18 protein-coding genes are annotated in these 17,586 nt (G+C 33.0%); 4 read left to right on the top strand and 14 right to left on the bottom strand.

The window, feature by feature from the left end; genetic code table 11:
- The first annotated feature begins 17 nt into the window (after positions 1 to 17).
- From ccoG to JE46_RS08340, 3 genes are all read left to right on the top strand, one after another.
- A complete protein-coding gene (gene ccoG / locus JE46_RS08350) occupies positions 18 to 1,436 on the top strand; it encodes a cytochrome c oxidase accessory protein CcoG (RefSeq protein WP_031454812.1) in 1,419 nt (472 codons plus the stop codon).
- Positions 1,437 to 1,622: 186 nt separating this feature from the next.
- Positions 1,623 to 2,072 carry a FixH family protein gene (locus JE46_RS08345; RefSeq protein WP_031454811.1) on the top strand — a complete coding sequence of 150 codons (450 nt, stop codon included), beginning with the start codon at positions 1,623 to 1,625 and terminating at the stop codon, positions 2,070 to 2,072.
- Positions 2,073 to 2,148: 76 nt separating this feature from the next.
- The gene (locus JE46_RS08340; protein WP_031454810.1) at positions 2,149 to 2,850 is read left to right on the top strand and encodes a sulfite exporter TauE/SafE family protein; all 702 of its coding nucleotides are present in this window, start codon (positions 2,149 to 2,151) and stop codon (positions 2,848 to 2,850) included.
- 54 nt (positions 2,851 to 2,904) lie between these two features.
- On the opposite strand, the gene JE46_RS23830 is transcribed toward JE46_RS08340, so the two are convergent.
- From JE46_RS23830 to prfB, 13 genes are all read right to left on the bottom strand, one after another.
- A complete protein-coding gene (locus JE46_RS23830) occupies positions 2,905 to 3,150 on the bottom strand; it encodes a type II toxin-antitoxin system RelE/ParE family toxin (RefSeq protein WP_236010795.1) in 246 nt (81 codons plus the stop codon).
- Between the two features lie 42 nt (positions 3,151 to 3,192).
- Complete coding sequence (locus JE46_RS08335; RefSeq protein WP_031454809.1) at positions 3,193 to 3,432, bottom strand: hypothetical protein; 240 nt, start codon at positions 3,430 to 3,432, stop codon at positions 3,193 to 3,195.
- An 81-nt stretch (positions 3,433 to 3,513) separates the two neighbouring features.
- The gene (locus JE46_RS24255; RefSeq protein WP_167343423.1) at positions 3,514 to 3,753 is read right to left on the bottom strand and encodes a hypothetical protein; all 240 of its coding nucleotides are present in this window, start codon (positions 3,751 to 3,753) and stop codon (positions 3,514 to 3,516) included.
- 235 nt (positions 3,754 to 3,988) lie between these two features.
- Positions 3,989 to 4,399 carry a hypothetical protein gene (locus JE46_RS08325; protein ID WP_157505893.1) on the bottom strand — a complete coding sequence of 137 codons (411 nt, stop codon included), beginning with the start codon at positions 4,397 to 4,399 and terminating at the stop codon, positions 3,989 to 3,991.
- A gap of 455 nt (positions 4,400 to 4,854) precedes the next feature.
- Positions 4,855 to 7,185, bottom strand: coding sequence for a hypothetical protein (locus JE46_RS08320; protein WP_031454806.1), 2,331 nt, complete (start codon positions 7,183 to 7,185; stop codon positions 4,855 to 4,857).
- A 307-nt stretch (positions 7,186 to 7,492) separates the two neighbouring features.
- Positions 7,493 to 8,857, bottom strand: coding sequence for an oxygen-independent coproporphyrinogen III oxidase (gene hemN, locus JE46_RS08315; protein ID WP_031454805.1), 1,365 nt, complete (start codon positions 8,855 to 8,857; stop codon positions 7,493 to 7,495).
- Between the two features lie 120 nt (positions 8,858 to 8,977).
- Positions 8,978 to 9,454 (bottom strand): hypothetical protein, encoded by a 477-nt coding sequence (locus JE46_RS08310; protein WP_031454804.1) that lies wholly within the window; start codon positions 9,452 to 9,454, stop codon positions 8,978 to 8,980.
- A gap of 105 nt (positions 9,455 to 9,559) precedes the next feature.
- Positions 9,560 to 9,907, bottom strand: a complete 348-nt coding sequence (locus JE46_RS08305; RefSeq protein WP_031454803.1) for a hypothetical protein — start codon at positions 9,905 to 9,907, stop codon at positions 9,560 to 9,562.
- 100 nt (positions 9,908 to 10,007) lie between these two features.
- Complete coding sequence (locus JE46_RS08300) at positions 10,008 to 10,430, bottom strand: DoxX family protein (RefSeq protein ID WP_031454802.1); 423 nt, start codon at positions 10,428 to 10,430, stop codon at positions 10,008 to 10,010.
- A 119-nt stretch (positions 10,431 to 10,549) separates the two neighbouring features.
- Entirely contained in the window at positions 10,550 to 12,178 is a 1,629-nt protein-coding gene (locus JE46_RS08295; RefSeq protein ID WP_031454801.1) for an acyl-CoA carboxylase subunit beta, read from the bottom strand.
- Between the two features lie 213 nt (positions 12,179 to 12,391).
- Positions 12,392 to 13,390, bottom strand: a complete 999-nt coding sequence (lpxD, locus tag JE46_RS08290; protein WP_031454800.1) for a UDP-3-O-(3-hydroxymyristoyl)glucosamine N-acyltransferase — start codon at positions 13,388 to 13,390, stop codon at positions 12,392 to 12,394.
- 329 nt (positions 13,391 to 13,719) lie between these two features.
- Complete coding sequence (gene msrB / locus JE46_RS08285) at positions 13,720 to 14,163, bottom strand: peptide-methionine (R)-S-oxide reductase MsrB (protein WP_031454799.1); 444 nt, start codon at positions 14,161 to 14,163, stop codon at positions 13,720 to 13,722.
- Between the two features lie 120 nt (positions 14,164 to 14,283).
- Positions 14,284 to 15,382, bottom strand: a protein-coding gene (prfB, locus tag JE46_RS08280) for a peptide chain release factor 2 (protein ID WP_123922078.1) whose coding sequence is annotated in 2 segments (ribosomal slippage) — positions 14,284 to 15,318 and positions 15,320 to 15,382 — 1,098 coding nt in all. Because the reading frame shifts where the segments join, the coding sequence is not laid out codon by codon here.
- A gap of 151 nt (positions 15,383 to 15,533) precedes the next feature.
- Between prfB and JE46_RS08275 the strand changes: the two genes are divergently transcribed.
- Positions 15,534 to 16,553, top strand: coding sequence for a threonine aldolase family protein (locus tag JE46_RS08275; RefSeq protein WP_031454797.1), 1,020 nt, complete (start codon positions 15,534 to 15,536; stop codon positions 16,551 to 16,553).
- 57 nt (positions 16,554 to 16,610) lie between these two features.
- On the opposite strand, the gene JE46_RS08270 is transcribed toward JE46_RS08275, so the two are convergent.
- Positions 16,611 to 17,579, bottom strand: coding sequence for a hypothetical protein (locus JE46_RS08270; protein WP_031454796.1), 969 nt, complete (start codon positions 17,577 to 17,579; stop codon positions 16,611 to 16,613).
- Positions 17,580 to 17,586: the final 7 nt, after the last annotated feature.

Genomic DNA, 17,586 nt, shown 5'->3' with positions numbered 1-17,586 from the left:
GTTAAAAAATAATTACCATGTCAAATTTACCAGACGAAGCTTTTAGAGATACCATCGGAACTATTGATGAGGGCGGGAAACGAAAGTTTATTTTCCCTAAAAAACCGTCTGGTAAGTTTTACGAGTATCGCAAAATAGTCAGTTATGTTTTATTGGCGATTCTAATTGCAAATCCTTTTATAAAAATTAACGGAAATCAATTTATGATGTTCAATATCATAGAACGTCGTTTTAATATTTTTGGATTTCCTTTCTGGCCGCAGGATTTTTATCTTTTTGTGATTTCTATGCTAGTTGGAGTTGTCTTTATCATTTTGTTTACTGTTGTTTTTGGAAGGATATTTTGCGGATGGATTTGTCCACAGACCATCTTTCTCGAAATGGTTTTCCGCCGAATCGAATATTGGATAGATGGAGACCGCGGTGCTCAATCACGTCTGGCAAGACAGGAATGGAACGCGGAGAAAATCCGAAAAAGGCTCACGAAATGGATAATTTTCTTTTTGATTTCCTTTGGCATAGCCAATGTTTTTCTGGCATATTTGGTTGGCAGTGATACTTTGTTTCTGATGATTGAACAAGGGCCTGTTTCGCAGGCAAGTAATTTTATTGCATTACTAATTTTTACAGGTGTTTTTTATTTTGTTTTTGTATGGTTCCGTGAGCAGGTTTGTATCATTGCCTGTCCGTACGGAAGATTGCAAGGCGTACTTTTAGATAATAAATCGATAAATGTAGCTTATGATTTTGTTCGTGGCGAAAAAGAAAATGGCCGTGCAAAATTCAATAAAAAAGAAGACAGGGCTTTAACCGGAAAAGGCGATTGTATCGATTGTCATCAATGTGTGCATGTCTGTCCAATGGGAATCGACATTAGAAACGGAACACAGTTAGAATGTACCAATTGTACAGCCTGCATTGATGAATGCGATTCGATAATGGATTCAGTTGGTTTGCCAAAAGGATTGATTCGTTATGCTTCTGAAGATGAAATAGAGAAAAAAGAGCCTTTTAAATTCACAGCCCGAATGAAAGGGTACACGGCTGTTTTATTTATTCTGTTGAGTGTTTTTGTCGGAATGTTGTTTTTAAGAACCAATGTCGAAGCCATTATATTACGTTTGCCAGGACAGCTTTTTCAGCACAAAGGCGATAAAATCAGTAATGTTTACACGTATAAAATCGTAAACAAGACTATGAAGTATTATAGTGATATTCATTTTGAGTTAATCGATCAGAAAGGCGAAATCAGCAAGGTGGGAGAACAGCATTTTAAAGTAGCAAAAGAAGGAATTTCGCAAGGAACGTTATTCATAGAAATTGATGAAGTTCTTTTGGAAAGCGATAAAACCAAAGTTAAAATTGGGGTTTATAATGGTAACGAATTATTGGAAACATCAACTACAAATTTCTTAGGGCCAAGAAGTTTTAATTAAACAACAAACTTGTTTTTAGGTATAATAAAAAAAATAACACATAGAAAGATAGATTAAAATTTCAATAAAAAGGCTTTAAAAAAAAACTAGTTTTCACACAGAGCTATGTGTTTTTAAATAAGTGAAACGCCTTTTTTAGTCTATGAAAACTATGATTCTATGTGTTGTAATTAAAATAGCAATATTATGAAAATCAATTGGGGAACAGGAATTGTCATAGCATTCGGATTGTTTATGACCTTCATTTTATATTTTGTTTTTGAAGTACAATCCAACAGCAAATACGACAACGATTTGGTTGTTGAAGAGTATTACAAGCACGATTCGCATTTTCAGGAGGAGATGGCACGAATTCAGAACGCACATGATTTGCAGCACAAGCCTTCGATTAAATATGTGGAAGAAGGAGTAAAAATCACTTTTCCGGAAACTTTTGAAAGCAATAAACTAAAAGGAAATGTTTTGCTGTATCGTCCTTCAAACAAAAAGTTTGATTTCAATACTCAGATTGTCCTGACCAATTCATCTTTGCTTATTCCGCAGAAGAAATTGGTAAAAGGTCGTTGGGATGTCAACATGGAATGGCAGTACGAAGGCAAAAAATACTTAACCAAAGAGGTTATTTACGTTAATTAAAAAACGTGAGCAGGTAAAATTGAAGTTATTTTTAGTTTTTGAATCTGCAAAATCTGTGATAAAAAATAAAAAATAAATGTTGTATTCCGCTTTCATATTAGGACTTATCAGCAGTTTGCATTGCGTTGGGATGTGTGGTCCCATTGCGATGATGCTTCCGGTTGATCATCAAAATGAAGCTAAAAAAGTAACTCAGATTATCACCTATCACTTAGGCAGACTAACAGCTTACGCCACAATCGGATTAATTTTCGGATTATTAGGAAGAGGTTTTTTCCTGGCTGGATTACAACAGAAAATGTCTATTTTTATTGGTCTGGCGATGATAATTGCGGTTTTGATTCCGGAAAGAATCTTTTCAAAATACAATTTCTCAAAACCGGTTTATAAAGTTATTTCAAATATAAAATCTACTTTAGGGAAACAATTCAAAAACAAAAGCTACAAATCTCTTTTTACGATTGGATTATTAAACGGTTTCCTGCCTTGCGGAATGGTATATGTGGCTTTATTTGGAGCTATAGCCATGCAAAGTGCCGGTTTTGGTGTTTTGTATATGCTTTTGTTCGGATTGGGAACAGTACCTTTAATGACAATTGTAGTCTACATGCATTCTTTACTGAAACTGCCCTTTCGAAATAAAATTCAAAAAGCAATTCCTTATGTGGCTGTTGTAATTGGGGTTTTATTTATTCTGAGAGGTTTAGGATTGGGGATTCCGTATGTTTCTCCATCTAATATGAGTTTGTTTGTACAGGGGAGTCCAGATTGTCATTAGGCTAATATTGAATTTATATCAATTTGTTCCACAGTTACTTGTTTCTGGGTAAGGTCACTTTAACCTTCTTTTCGTAGGGTTTTGTCTATTAGAAAAAAATGAGATTATTTCAACTTGATTATTCTGAAATCTATAATAAAGTGTATTATGATTTAATATTATAACCCTTCGAATACCTTTTTTGACATCAGAGATTTGGAATAAATTTGGATTTTCTGAAATGAAGCTTAATGTTTCCTCAATTTTAATAGCGAGATGATGTAATTCTTTCTCGGTCCAGTTCTCTTCTAAGTATTCAATTGTTTTTTCTAATTCCTTTAGAGCAAAGTCTGTCCAAAGTATTTATAGCCATTTTTCATATAGCTTTCTTGCGCTTGAATGAGAACTTAATTTTCCGGAATTAGCATCATTCAGGCCTTGCTCGATAGATTCTTTTTCACTCTCAGAAATGGAATCCCACCAATCTTTCGATTCATTATTTCTCAAAGCAATAATTTTTTCTATAATCGTTGAATCCTCCAGTGTAGAAAGCCATTGGATTAATTCCAATTTTTTGTTCTGTATGTTCAATTCAAGTTTCATAATCTGAAATTTTAATATTCAAAAGTACAAAATAGTTGAGATGTTTCTTGAGATGCTTTGTTAATTTCAACAGTTTTTTAGTTAATCTTCGTTTCTAGCGTAAACAAGATAAAAATGTTCTTTTGATTTCCATATATCATTTAATATACCTTGCTGTGAAACAAAGTAATTGTAGTTGGTATTTTGAAAGTAAAGATCGCCGTCAAGTTCACCCGTTATTTCAATAAGCAATTGAATTTCATTTTCTGATGGATCTTTTTCAAATATAACATTTAGGGTATAATTATGATCGGTATTTTTCGTGATGAAAATATATCGCATATTACTAGTTATGTGAAACAAAAGTGCACGAACTATATATGGTAAAAGTTCAGTTTCTAAAATCATATTCTTTTTAAGATAGGTTAGCAGAATCTTGATAAGATTGCAGAAATGTCTCGCAGGCTTTGTGACAGCCGGAAGATTTAGTCCCCAAACCATTCTGTTCAAGACTACCGTCAAATATACAAAAAGATCATTCCATTGTTACTAAAACCCTGTTTGTACAAAACTGCTGTTAGTTGAAGGTTATTTTGTCAAATTGTTCTTTTAGGTTTAATATAGCGTCTGAAGGAACTATAGTTTTATAAATGTTTGTAATATTTCCACTTGTAACTTCTTTGTCTATTAATTTAATTATTTCAAATTCTTCGTCACTCCACATTTGTTTAAACCAGTTTTTATTAATAAGAATTAAAGAAAGCCAATCGTCTTTCCATGTTTCCTTATACCAAGGATGACCTGCTCGATCAATTTTATTAATTAAGTCCAAAATCCTTGATTTTAATATTTTTTCCATCTCTTTATCAAGTCCATCAATAAATATAGTTTCCAGTGTAATTTTTTTGAAAGTGACAATATTGGATATAGATTGTTTTTTAGAAACGCGGTTTATTTGACCTATCCATCCATCACTTAAGTATTTCATTCTGTACTTTGTTGATAGTATCTTTTTGAATGAGTTAATAAAATTGCATTTGTTTTTTCGTGCAATCGTATAACCTGTAATAAAACTATGAACATTATTGATGTCAATTGGATTTATATACATCCCAGTTCTTGTCACGAAATGGATTAATAGCAATTTATCCTTCTTTGTCATTTTGTTGCGTAATTTTTGGATTAAGTTGCACCTAATTTATTTATATACGAAATAAACATTCAATCTGGTGTTCGTTTGCAACGAGTACCTGCTTTACTTTATAGAAACTAAATAAAGCGTTTGCAACGCGGCTGTTTACATGGATTCCCTACAAATTTATAATGAACTTTTGGTTTAATAACCGCATTACAAATGCTACAATTTATCTTTTAATTTATGTAGGCACTCGTTGCAAACGAGTACCAGAGGGATAGCTACAATTGTGATTAGTATAAATTCTCTTATTTAGGTAATTCCGGTTTTGTGTGAATTAAGTTAAAATCATTTTCAAAAACTTGTTCATAAGGTTTTAGGATTTTCTTCTTATTGTCACTCAAACCAAATGTTCCAATCCAGTGTAAACCCATTTTAACTTTATCTTTGTCTGCTAAATATGTTCTAAATAATAGTTCCCAACCTGCGAGCATAGCTAAAATTATAATTAAAATAACTAAATTAATTTCAGAATAGCCATTGGATTCAATATAAGTTTTAAGTTCGGAATAATATCGAACAATTACTGGTGTTAGCATTGATCCACACAATAAAACTACGGAAGGTCTTATGCAATATTTGGATGCAGAAATATAATCCAAGCGTTTGTTATTAAGATGAGATTTTATATAGTCATCTTTTTTATTTTTCCATTCATCTAAGTCTTTTAAGAATTTATTTTCTAATCTCTGTCTTTCCAAATCTTTAGCAGTTTCTGCAAGTTTGGAATTTAATGATTCAATTTCTGTGTTTTTTGAAGATACCTCTTCAATTGCTAAAGTTTTTTCAGTTTGAAGACTTTCATTTTCTTTTTTAAAATTCTTGATATTCTGTTCTGCCCTTATTTTTTTAGTTTCCAGAATTTCTTTTTCAATTTTGACGGATTTTATGTTTTGTAGTACTTCTTCATTTTTTTGAACTAAAATTTGGTTTTCAATTGCTATATGACTTTCAATTATTTCAGCTTGCTTATCATAGTCATCGTTAGCTTTTTCTAATTTATCTAATAATACTTGATCTCTTAAAATGTTAACTTTTGTTTCAAAAGAAGTTGCATGATAGTTATCATTAATTATTTGGAGCGCTTTTGAGCGTGTTGTTGAATAATCAATTTCAAATGACCTAAATTCTGGTATGGAAAATGTATCAATAAATCTTTTATTTGCGGAATAGTCATTTTCTATGAATGGTCTTATCAGTTGTAAAAAAACGCTTGGATTTACAACATAATTAATTTCCCAATTTCTCTTATAATATATTCGTTCGAATTTTGCAAGAATGAAATCGGAGCTTATAAAAAAAGCATTACTTTCAAGAAATTTTGTTTTCTTAGGATTTAAGGAACGGACCTCTCTTAATGCTACAACGTCATGTTTAAATCCAGAAAATGATTTTGTTTTTCTATTTTTTACTTCCTCATAGAATTTTTGGTAAGCATCAACATCTGTTTCAATATCGACTAATTCATTTTCCGATATTTGTCGAGGATTATATTCTATTAATCCTAAATCTTTCAAAATTAAGTCGACATGTTCATATTTTTCAAGAAAAACAGCAGGATCTGTTTCATTTTCTATATTTTGTTTGTGAAACAATTCTTCCAAAGGACTTAATCCGTCAACCAAAATTGCAACTCGACTAGTTTCCCTAGTCCACTTGGCAGCTCGTATGAATAATGCACGAGCATCAAAGGCTCGTTTGAATTCAGCAAGAGTTTCAGGGTGATACATTAGTTTAAATGGCAAACGATTTTTTTTAACTTCATCTAAAATTTCTCTAGCAGACGCATCTTCACTATTTTTATGGAGATCTAATATTCCGAATATAAAATTTGTGTCAAGAAAAAGGCGTAAATTATTATAACGTTTGTGTAAAAAGTTTACTGTTTCTGCATCTGAAGTTAATGCAAAACTTGTAAAAGTTGCATCTGCTAATTGAGAAATATAATTTGCTCTAATTTCATCTGCATTAATTATAAATTGATTTATAGAAGATATCAAGATTTCTTTAGTAAATGGATTTCCATTTTCTTCTAAGATAGACTCAACAATTACTACCAAATTTTTTTGATCATCTTCATTTATAGTAATATTGGGATTTAAAAAGTTCAGGGTTTGGATACCATGTTGTTCAAAAACGTGACTTAAATATATTTTAAGGAGATTCCAAAGTTTATTTAAGCCCTCTTCTGAAATATCAGTTATGAAAATTTTAATTTCTTCAAACCATTGTAATTGTACATTTTTTTCGAGATCACTAGCATCAACTAATCTTTGTTTAAGCTTAATAGAAACAGCTTGTGTAACAAAATACTCACGAGTAGTTGCGTCACGAGTTATCTCTTCTTTGTCGAGTAATTTATCTAAATTTGAAGTTATTATACTATTTCGGATAGAAATACCGTAAACCTCTTTTATTTTTAGTTCTACTTCGCTTTCATTTTTAGGATTTTTTCCTGAAACATTATTTAATGTATGTGTGATTAAATTCTGTACTATTTGATCAAATTTTTGATCATGAGATAAAGCTTTTATATGACTTAATTTTGAAAAAACTTTTTTATAATCGATTTGCTGCATTTATTAAGGCTTGGGAATAGTTAGATTACTCAAAATTACATATTTATATTTATCATGAAAATCTTACCCAAATTTTTATTAACAGACTTTTACGCATAGAGACTATGAGCTAATTGTGCATCATTTCTTCCAATTTGCTTATTTACAAAACAAACATTCACATGTCTACCCAAATTTAGCTGTATTTAAAAAGGTTTGTTTCATATTAATTTCCCCAAATATTATCTTTTAACCTCTAAATTACCATTTCGCGTATCTTAATTATAACAAAGAATATCTATTCAAAGTAAATAAAAACCTGTCTCTTTTAAACAGTCATCGAAAACAAATTCTTTTCCGGAGATTTTCTTTTTAAATGCAGATCAAAAGCCATGCAGATGTTGCGTACAAATGGTCTTCCGGCCTCTGTGATTCTAATTGTATTTTCTTCAATTACAATCAACTCATCGTTTTCTATTTCTTTTAAATCCAGTAAAACAGCAGGAAGTTCTTTAAAATATAAGCTTTCATCACTCCAGGAAGTTTCCTGTTCGCAAGTCAAATTCAAGATATGTTTTCTGATAATTAAATCTTCATCTGTTAAAACATGCCCTTTGATGACAGGAAGCTGATCCCATTCTAATAATTGATAATAATCTTCAAGACTTTTGGTGTTTTGGGCAAAACTATACCAGCTGTCGCTGATAGAAGAAACACCTAAACCAATCATAAGCTGCGTTTTCGAAGAACTGTAACCCATGAAATTTCTATGCAGTTCCTTGTTTTGTGTGGCTTTGTATAAACTGTCGGATGTCAAGGCAAAATGATCCATTCCAATTTCGTGATAGCCGTTTTTAGAAAGTAATTGTTTTCCAATTTCATATAATTTTCTTTTTTCGGCATCTTTTGGAAGGTCTTCTTCATTAAATCCACGCTGACCATTTCCTTTTATCCAGGGCGTATGTGCATAGCTGTAAAATGCCAGACGATCCGGTTTTAAAGAGTTCGTTTTTTCAACAGTATCTACCACATCTTCAATGGTCTGAAATGGCAAACCAAATATAATATCGTGACCGATTGAAGTATAACCAATTTCTTTGGCCCAGAAAGTAACTTTGGCAACATTATGAAACGGCTGAATACGGTGAATCGCCTTCTGCACTTTTTCAGCATAATCCTGAACGCCAAAACTCACACGGCGAAAGCCTAAATCGTATAATTTTTTAAGCTGTTCGTAAGTTGTGTTATTGGGATGTCCTTCAAAACTAAATTCATGTTTTTCAGCTTTAAATGCAAAAGAAAAAATACCATTTATGAGCTGTTCTAAATTATTTTTAGAAAAGAATGTGGGAGTTCCGCCTCCCAGATGAATTTCCTTTATGATTGGTTTTTCGTGAAGAAGTCTGCAGTACAAACTCCATTCTTTCAAAAGCGCTTTAATATAGGTTTCTTCGACAGCATGATTTTTTGTAATTCGTTTATTGCATCCGCAAAAAGTACACATGCTTTCGCAGAATGGTAGATGAATGTATAAACTGATTCCGTTTTGTGAATTGCTTTCTGAAAAGGCTTTTTGAAGAGATTTAACCCATTTTTGTTCGGTAAAGTTGTTTTCATTCCAATAAGGAACAGTCGGGTAGCTTGTATATCTTGGTCCCGGAACATTATATTTTTGAATCAGTGAAATTTCCATAACAAAGCATTTTTAGAATACCAAAATTACTTCGTCATTTGAAAGATTAAAATGATAAATATCATATTAGACCCTAAATAAAAAGAGACTCATGATGAGCCTCTTTTCTGAATTAAATAACTAACGTGAAATAGAATCTTGAATGATTTTAAGCCATTTTTTTGCAAACATATGATCCTGGTAGGCGCTTATCTGCTTGATGCGGTCATCATCAAAATCATAGAATGGTATTGTAATTTTTTTAGATGTTTCCTTTTCCTGAAATTCGAAATCAATTTTGAGAATAGTATCTGAATTTCCATCTGTAGTTAAAGTCAATTTACAGGAAGAAACACTCTTTAAATCCAAAAATGTTGATTCCTGTTGATTTGGATTGAAATTCATCAGGATAAACTTTCTGTTTTTTTGATCTATAGTAAGCGTTTTATTGCTTTGAGATTCAGTTAAATCAAAATCCTGTGGATGTGTTGGATTGAACTTCTTTTTAATATTTAGAATTTTTGATTTGTTTGCAGCGTTCGATCGTGCTGAAAAATAGATTGGAATGGCTACTATGATCGCAATCACAATGCCAATTATGGTTACACTTGTTTCCATGTCTTTTTGAATTAGGTAAATAAATGAATTATAAACAGTTTATAAGTAGCTGTTTATTGTTTTTTTAGAAGAATGAATTCTTCGGATTGAAATTCATGTATTTAACTACCAGAAAAAATGGAAGGGGTAGAGCATCAGTAAAACCTTTTTGCTCTGAGTGAAAAATTGATTTGAAAAGTTTGAAGCTGATTTAATTGCCTGATAATCTGGTACAGCAACTAACAAAGTATCAAACCACTTGATTATAGCAGGATAGTCTGTTTTGATATTTGCAGCAAATTGATAATTTGACTGTGGCTGTATAAAGGCTAAGGAATCTGTATAATCTTTAGAGAAATTGGTGTCCGTTTTTTGACTTTCGATTTTGTGCACAGCAATTTGGTTTGCCCGAGTAGCAAAAAATCCCAAAATTAGTAGGGAAACAAAAATGACGGCCTTACGAATCCAATTCATGGTGGCGAATTTAATTCATAAAACACAATTAATGAAATTTAAATTGCTAATTACTTCTTAAAAGTTATCCTCAACTTTTATGAGTTGAGGATACGGTATGTTATTGCTGCATTTTGAAGTAATAATCTGCTGAATGTTTTCCTCCGCCATAGAATAGGAAGAAAATACAAAGTAATAATACAACTATTGCTAAAATCAGGCTTTCGGAGTGCATGCGTCCCATAAAGTTTACAAGGACAGCACCAAATAATATAGGTAGCTGAGCTGCAATTGCCCAACGTGTCAGCAATCCAAAAACAATCATTATTCCTCCAATCATGTGGGCTGGAGCGATGTAATGCAAAAGAAACATTCCGCCCCCATATTGATCAATAGGAGAAATCAAATCATGTAAATATTGAGCATTAGTTACAAATGAAACTCCTTTCATAAACAAAAAAACACCCAAAACAATACGTATTAAATCTACTGGTAAATAAGTGTGCGAATTTGCCCATTTATTCAAACTTTTTACATTTTCCATGATGCTACGTGATTAAAAATTATATACTAAGTTACTAATTTTTAGTGATATATTTATTTTTAAGTATTTGGAAATAAGTTTTTTACAATTTATTTAACGCATTCTGAGAATTCTTGAAATCAGACCTGAATAACACCCATATTGAATGGTTTTTGAATAGGAGCGTGGTTGGCAGCTTCGATTCCTATAGAAATCCATGTACGTGTATCAAGAGGATCAATAATAGCATCTGTCCATAATCTTGAAGCGGCATAATATGGAGAAGTCTGCTCATCGTAACGTGCTTTTATTTTGTTGAATAATTCAGCTTCTTTCGCCTCGTCTATGATTTCTCCTTTTGCTTTAAGCGAAGAAGCTTCAATTTGTGCCAGAACTTTTGCGGCCTGAGTTCCTCCCATAACTGCCAGTTCTGCACTTGGCCATGCAAAAATTAATCTTGGGTCATAGGCTTTTCCGCACATAGCATAATTTCCTGCTCCGTATGAATTACCTACAATAACAGTAAATTTGGGTACAACCGAATTACTAACGGCATTGACCATTTTGGCTCCGTCTTTTATAATTCCGCCATGTTCAGATTTTGAACCAACCATAAAACCTGTAACATCTTGTAAAAAGACTAATGGGATTTTTTTCTGATTGCAATTTGCAATAAAACGGGTGGCTTTGTCAGCGCTGTCGGAGTAAATTACACCGCCAAACTGCATTTCGCCTTTTTTGGTTTTGACTACTTTTCTTTGATTCGCAATAATTCCAACAGCCCAGCCGTCAATTCTGGCATAGCCTGTTATTATAGTTTGACCATAGCCGTCTTTGTAAGCCTCAAAATCAGAATTGTCAACCAAGCGATTGATGATTTCCATCATGTCGTATTGCTCGTTTCTGGCTTTTGGCAGGATTCCGTAAATATCCTTAGGTTCTAAAGCAGGTTTTTCAGCTTTGATTCGGCTATAGCCAGCTTTATCATAATCGCCAATCTTATCTACAATATTTTTGATTTTATCTAATGCGTCTTTGTCGTCTTTTGCTTTATAATCGGTAACACCAGAGATTTCGCAATGTGTAGTTGCTCCGCCTAAAGTTTCATTGTCAATAGTTTCACCAATTGCAGCTTTCACCAAATAACTTCCGGCAAGAAAAATACTCCCGGTTTTATCTACGATCAAAGCTTCATCGCTCATAATAGGAAGGTAGGCACCTCCGGCAACACAGCTTCCCATAACGGCAGCAATTTGGGTGATTCCCATACTGCTCATTTGAGCATTATTCCTAAAGATGCGTCCGAAATGTTCTTTATCCGGAAAAATTTCGTCCTGCAATGGCAAATATACTCCGGCACTATCTACTAAATAAATAATGGGCAGTCTGTTTTCCATGGCAATTTCCTGTGCACGTAAATTTTTCTTTCCGGTAATAGGAAACCAGGCACCGGCTTTAACTGTTGCATCATTGGCAACAACTATGCATTGTTTACCTTTGATATATCCTATTTTGATGACCACTCCTCCCGAAGGACAGCCGCCATGTTCAGCATACATTCCTTCTCCAACGAATCCACCAATTTCGATACTTTTAGAATTTTCGTCCAACAAATAATCAATGCGTTCACGGGCTGTCATTTTGCCTTCAGCACGTAATTTCTCGATTCTTTTTTCGCCTCCGCCTAATTTTACTTTGGCAAATTTTTGTTTTAATTCAGAAAGTAACAGTTTATTGTGATCTTCGTTTTTATTGAAGTTTAAATCCATATTATATTGATGTTTTTACAAAATAGTGTTGGCTAATTTACAAAATCAATTGCAACCTGCGTAATAAAATATTCTCTAAAAATGAGATAAAGGAGTACTATGATATCCAAAAATAAATAATTTTCGGATGATTAAATAGAATATTAAAAACTTCTCATAAACAAAAAAACAGAAGCGAAGCTTCTGTTTTTTTATATTTTGATACGTATTTGATTATTTTTTAGAATCGCAAACCAGTCTTTTTAAAATAGCCCATTGTTTTAATGCGTCACGAGCTTCTACAGCAGGATATCCGAGCATTGTTTTTCCTGCAGGAATATCTCCGGTAACACCAGAGCCAGCGCCAACAATAGCTCCGTCGCCAATAGTGGTGTGATCTTTTATAGAGGCACTTCCGCCAATAATAACCCCATTTCCTAAAGTTACAGAACCGGCTAAACCGCTGTTTCCGGCCATAATACAAAATTTACCAAGTTTACTATTATGCCCAATTTGAACTAAATTATCAATTTTGCAACCATCACCAAGAACAGTTGAACTAAATTTCCCTCGGTCAACGCATGTGTTTGCACCAATTTCAACTCCGTTTCCAATTATTACATTTCCGATTTGTGGAATTTTTACTAAACCTTTTTCACTGCAAGGACGAAATCCAAAACCATCAGCTCCAATTGTTGCATTTGGATGAATAATACATTCCTGACCAATATGACAACGTTCGCGAACTACAGTTCCTGACCAGATAACAGTATTGCTGCCAATGGTACATTCGTCTAAAATGGTAACGTTTGGATAGATTGTAACATTCTTACCTATTTCTACTTTTGGCCCTATATAACAACCGGCACCAATTCGTGTACCTTCGCCAACAATAGCTGTTTCATCGATAATTGCTGTTTTATGAATATTATTGTGAAATACCGGTGTAGGCGGAGCAAAAAGAGCTAAAATCTGAGACATGGCCAAATCCGCATTTTTGACTTTAATAAAAGCACGATTTTCTCCAGGTTCAATCGAGATATCTTCATTAACAACTGCAATGGAAGCTTTCGAACCTTCCCATAATTTTTCGTATTTTTTATTCCCTATAAATGAGATATGACTAGAGGTGGCTTTGTCTAATTGCTCTGTAGCTGTAATACACTGAGATGTGGTGCCATAAATTACGCCTTTTATGACTTCGTTAATTTCTTGAATTGAATAGGATTTCATCTAATGAATTAATTGCTTTATAGGTTATTTTTTGCCAAATAAAACCAATTAGATTTTAATTACCTAATATTTTTTTTCAGTTTGTTTAAAATTATGAATATATATTGAAATTTTAACATTTATTAAGTTGTTTTCTAATGATTTTTTAATTTTGCTTATCGTGTTCGTTGGAGGGATATAAAGTATAACAGACTATAATTCAGTATTTTTACTAAGTAAAAATGAGTTGTTTTGTTATTGATAAGCAGTAACTTACATTTTTTTGTTAAGCATTTCAAGAATAAAAAAAAAGCAATTCATTTTTAAAAGGAATTGCTAGGTGTTTTTTATTATTTTACTTTAGAAAGTGAAACAGCATTTATGCAATATCTTAGCCCGCTTGGTTGAGGTCCATCAGGGAAAACATGCCCTAAATGTGCATCGCAGGTATTGCAGACTACTTCAACACGAATCATTCCGTATGATTTGTCGGCATGATAGCCAATAGCATTTTCTTTGATTGGTTGCGTAAAAGAAGGCCAGCCTGTTCCTGATTCAAATTTTTCAGATGCGTCAAAAAGTAAAGTACCGCAACATTTACATTCATATATTCCCGGATCAAACAGACTGCAAAGTTCAGAACTGAAAGATCTTTCAGTGCCTTTTAAACGGGTTACCTGATACTCTTCAGGAGTTAAAAGCTGTTTCCATTCTTCTTCTGTTTTTTCAACTCTTTTATCCGGAGTTGGATTTCCTTTATTTGTAAAATGAATTACGTCTGCCCATTTAATCATAATAGTATACTTTAAATGAAATTATTTTTTGAAGTTAACCGTTAAGGTATTAAGAAAAATAAGCTAAGCAATGCTTAGAATCTTAATGCCTTAACGGTAAAATTTTTAAATGGATTAAATTTATTCCTCTTCTTTTTGCCCCATCATCATTAAGAAAGCTTTTAAAAACGGATCAATATTTCCGTTCATAACGCCATCAACATCACTGGTTTCATAACCGGTACGAACATCTTTTACCAATTTATAAGGCTGCATTACATAATTACGTATTTGCGAACCCCATTCGATTTTCATCTTTCCGGCTTCAATATCTGCACGTTGGGCCTGCTGTTTTTTCAATTCAATTTCATACAATTGAGAACGAAGCATCTGCATGGCACGCTGTCTGTTATCCTGCTGGGAGCGTGTTTCTGAACACTGAATCTGAATTCCGGTTGGTTTGTGTACCAATTGGACTTTCGTTTCAACTTTGTTTACATTTTGTCCTCCGGCACCGCTGGAACGAGAAGTTGTAATCTCAATATCCGCAGGATTAATATCAATTTCAATACTGTCATCGACAAGAGGATAGACATAAACAGATACAAATGATGTATGTCGTTTGGCATTACTGTCAAAAGGAGAAATTCTAACCAGACGGTGTACACCATTTTCACCTTTCAGATAGCCAAAAGAATAATCACCTTCGAATTCTAAAGTTACGGTTTTTATTCCGGCAACATCACCTTCCTGAAAGTTAAGTTCCTTTATTTTATAGCCATAACTTTCTCCCCACATCATGTACATACGCATCAGCATTCCAGCCCAGTCACAACTTTCTGTTCCGCCTGCACCGGCAGTAATCTGAACTACTGCGCTAAGGCTGTCGCCTTCGTCAGAAAGCATGTTTTTAAATTCGATGTTTTCAATGTGCAGCTGCGTTGTATTGTAATTTTCATCCAATTCCTCTACAGAAAGTTCTCCTTCTTTATAAAAATCATAAGCAAGCTGAAGTTCATCTGTGAGTTCGACAGCTTTATTGTAATCTTCGATCCATTTTTTTTTGTTTCGAAGATTTTTTACAATGATTTCTGCTTCTTTTGGTTTGTTCCAAAAATCAGGAGCAAAAGTTTTTTCTTCTTCGTTTGCAATTTCGATTAGCTTGGCATCAACGTCAAAGATACCTCCTCAACGCACCAAGGCGCTCCACAATACCTTTTACTTGTTCGGCTGTTGTCATAAATTAATAATAGTTTTATATGTTTTTTACAAATATTACGTTAATTTGGTTGAGTAATAAACCGCAAGTTAAAATTTATTAAAACTCGCTGTTAATAACTATCAGTTATACGTAATTTTGCACTACAAAAATAAGATATAGTTTTTAGAATATGGAAATAAATTTAATCAGCGATACTATTACCAAGCCTAGCTACGAAATGCTGCAGTATATGTTCAACGCTCATGTTGGCGATGATGTATACAGGCAAGATCCAACGGTTATCGAATTAGAGACCAGGGTAGCTGAATTTTTTGGTATGGAGGCTGGGCTTTTTTTTCCGTCAGGAACTATGGCGAATCAAGCCGCAATTAAACTTCACACCCAACCCGGAGAACAATTAATTGCGGACAAGTATGCTCATGTTTATCATTATGAAGGCGGTGGAGTTTCTTTCAATAGCGGAGTTTCATGCTGTTTATTAGATGGAGACAGAGGAATGATAAAAGCATCACAAGTTGCTGCTGCGATCAATGATCCGGAGTTTTATCACAGTCCGTTAACGAGTTTGGTTTGTGTAGAAAATACTACCAATAAAGGTGGAGGAGCCTGTTATGAACTGGAAGATTTATGGGAAATAAAAAAAGTTTGTGATGCCAATAATTTGAAGTTTCATCTGGATGGAGCCAGAATTTGGAATGCATTGGTTGCAAAAAGGCAGAATCCCAAAGAATTTGGAGCTATTTTCGATACTATTTCAGTTTGTTTGTCAAAAGGATTGGGGGCTCCAATAGGGTCAATTCTGTTAGGAACCAAAGCAGATATTCACAGAGCGTTAAGAATCAGGAAGATACTGGGTGGTGGGATGCGTCAGGTTGGTTATTTAGCTGCAGCAGGATTGTATGCGTTGGCACATAATATAGAAAGACTAGCCGAAGATCACCGCAGAGCTAAGGAGATTGCAGCAGTTTTAAGTACGAAGTCATGGATTGCGGCAATCGAACCTGTAGAAACTAATATTTTAATTTTTTCTCTGGCAGAAGGGTATAGTGATAAACTTTTAATAGAGAAATTAAAACAGAAAAATATCCTTATTAGTTCTATGGGACACAATAAACTTAGAATTGTAACACATTTGGATTATAAAGAAGTAATGCATACCTATGTGATTGAGACGCTTCAGAAGTTTTAATTTCTGTAGTTTTTATATTTGTTTTAAAAAAAAGCAGGATTTAAATCCTGCTTTTTTTTAATTACTTACCCTATCAATAATAGTAAGCGCATTAATTATTGATTTATCTGATTTAAGTTTTAAATATTTATGTTTTTTTGTTAAGATATTGTATGTTAATAAAACATAATCAGAATCTTTTTGTAAATAGCAGAGGTATTCAGAGGTTGATTTATCTATAAAACCTTTACCCTGCGAAATACCTCCAATTCTTAAAGTTTCATTTTCTAAAAAATCTTCATAAGAGTTATCTGCTAAATTAATTTTTGTAATTGTTGCAGTTCCGCTTTGGCTGTTGCTTTTTAAGCAATATGCAATGTCGCTATTATATGATGCAGCTTTGCAGAATAATGAGTTTGAATTATCAAATAATGATACTTTTTTTGCAGTATAATCATCCGTGTTAATTTCAAAGGTATTCTTAGTCCAGTTGGTGCTGTAAAGTTTATTCCCGTTTAAAAAACTTGATTGCGAGGTACTTTGGTCAAAATTTAAGCCTAAATAAGAAACTTCGAAAGTATTGGGATCAATTTTTACAAAATATGAATTGTTTTTAGCAGTATTATAAAGATCTCGTATTACAATTCCATAAAGTGTTTTTTTTGATTCATCCCACGTTAGTGAAATGAGAGAGGGCTCATCGCCGGCTATCTCATTTGGATAAATTAATTTTTTTGATGTTGTTTTTCTTGTTATTCTATCAAAAATAAAAAGATTATCATTTGGTGCCGGGTAATGTTCGACTAAAAAGATTTTATCTGTATTGGAAGCAACAGTATTTAAATTGATGATATTGGTTTTTATGCCATCGAAATGATCGTAAGACGTTATTTTTCCACTATTGTTTCCTATTTTATTTATTTGCCCCCATTGATCTACAGTTAAATAACTAAAATCATCATCCTTTGGGTTTGATGGATCATTTACGCAGGAAAATAAAAATAAACTGGCAAAAGTAATTGCCAGAGTTTTGTATGTTAGTTTCATATGTAGT

Source organism: Flavobacterium chungangense LMG 26729 (assembly GCF_000735715.2).
GTDB lineage: Bacteria > Bacteroidota > Bacteroidia > Flavobacteriales > Flavobacteriaceae > Flavobacterium > Flavobacterium chungangense.
This window is presented reverse-complemented; position numbering and strand designations above follow the sequence as displayed.

What these genes read in the sequence shown, in the direction of transcription:
- ccoG (WP_031454812.1), top strand. Translation starts at nt 18, where the DNA reads ATGTCAAATTTACCAGACGAAGCTTTTAGAGATACCATCGGAACTATT.
- JE46_RS08345 (WP_031454811.1), top strand. Translation starts at nt 1,623, where the DNA reads ATGAAAATCAATTGGGGAACAGGAATTGTCATAGCATTCGGATTGTTT.
- JE46_RS08340 (WP_031454810.1), top strand. Translation starts at nt 2,149, where the DNA reads ATGTTGTATTCCGCTTTCATATTAGGACTTATCAGCAGTTTGCATTGC.
- JE46_RS08335 (WP_031454809.1), bottom strand. Translation starts at nt 3,432, where the DNA reads ATGAAACTTGAATTGAACATACAGAACAAAAAATTGGAATTAATCCAA.
- JE46_RS24255 (WP_167343423.1), bottom strand. Translation starts at nt 3,753, where the DNA reads ATGCGATATATTTTCATCACGAAAAATACCGATCATAATTATACCCTA.
- JE46_RS08325 (WP_157505893.1), bottom strand. Translation starts at nt 4,399, where the DNA reads ATGAAATACTTAAGTGATGGATGGATAGGTCAAATAAACCGCGTTTCT.
- JE46_RS08320 (WP_031454806.1), bottom strand. Translation starts at nt 7,185, where the DNA reads ATGCAGCAAATCGATTATAAAAAAGTTTTTTCAAAATTAAGTCATATA.
- hemN (WP_031454805.1), bottom strand. Translation starts at nt 8,857, where the DNA reads ATGGAAATTTCACTGATTCAAAAATATAATGTTCCGGGACCAAGATAT.
- JE46_RS08310 (WP_031454804.1), bottom strand. Translation starts at nt 9,454, where the DNA reads ATGGAAACAAGTGTAACCATAATTGGCATTGTGATTGCGATCATAGTA.
- JE46_RS08305 (WP_031454803.1), bottom strand. Translation starts at nt 9,907, where the DNA reads ATGAATTGGATTCGTAAGGCCGTCATTTTTGTTTCCCTACTAATTTTG.
- JE46_RS08300 (WP_031454802.1), bottom strand. Translation starts at nt 10,430, where the DNA reads ATGGAAAATGTAAAAAGTTTGAATAAATGGGCAAATTCGCACACTTAT.
- JE46_RS08295 (WP_031454801.1), bottom strand. Translation starts at nt 12,178, where the DNA reads ATGGATTTAAACTTCAATAAAAACGAAGATCACAATAAACTGTTACTT.
- lpxD (WP_031454800.1), bottom strand. Translation starts at nt 13,390, where the DNA reads ATGAAATCCTATTCAATTCAAGAAATTAACGAAGTCATAAAAGGCGTA.
- msrB (WP_031454799.1), bottom strand. Translation starts at nt 14,163, where the DNA reads ATGATTAAATGGGCAGACGTAATTCATTTTACAAATAAAGGAAATCCA.
- JE46_RS08275 (WP_031454797.1), top strand. Translation starts at nt 15,534, where the DNA reads ATGGAAATAAATTTAATCAGCGATACTATTACCAAGCCTAGCTACGAA.
- JE46_RS08270 (WP_031454796.1), bottom strand. Translation starts at nt 17,579, where the DNA reads ATGAAACTAACATACAAAACTCTGGCAATTACTTTTGCCAGTTTATTT.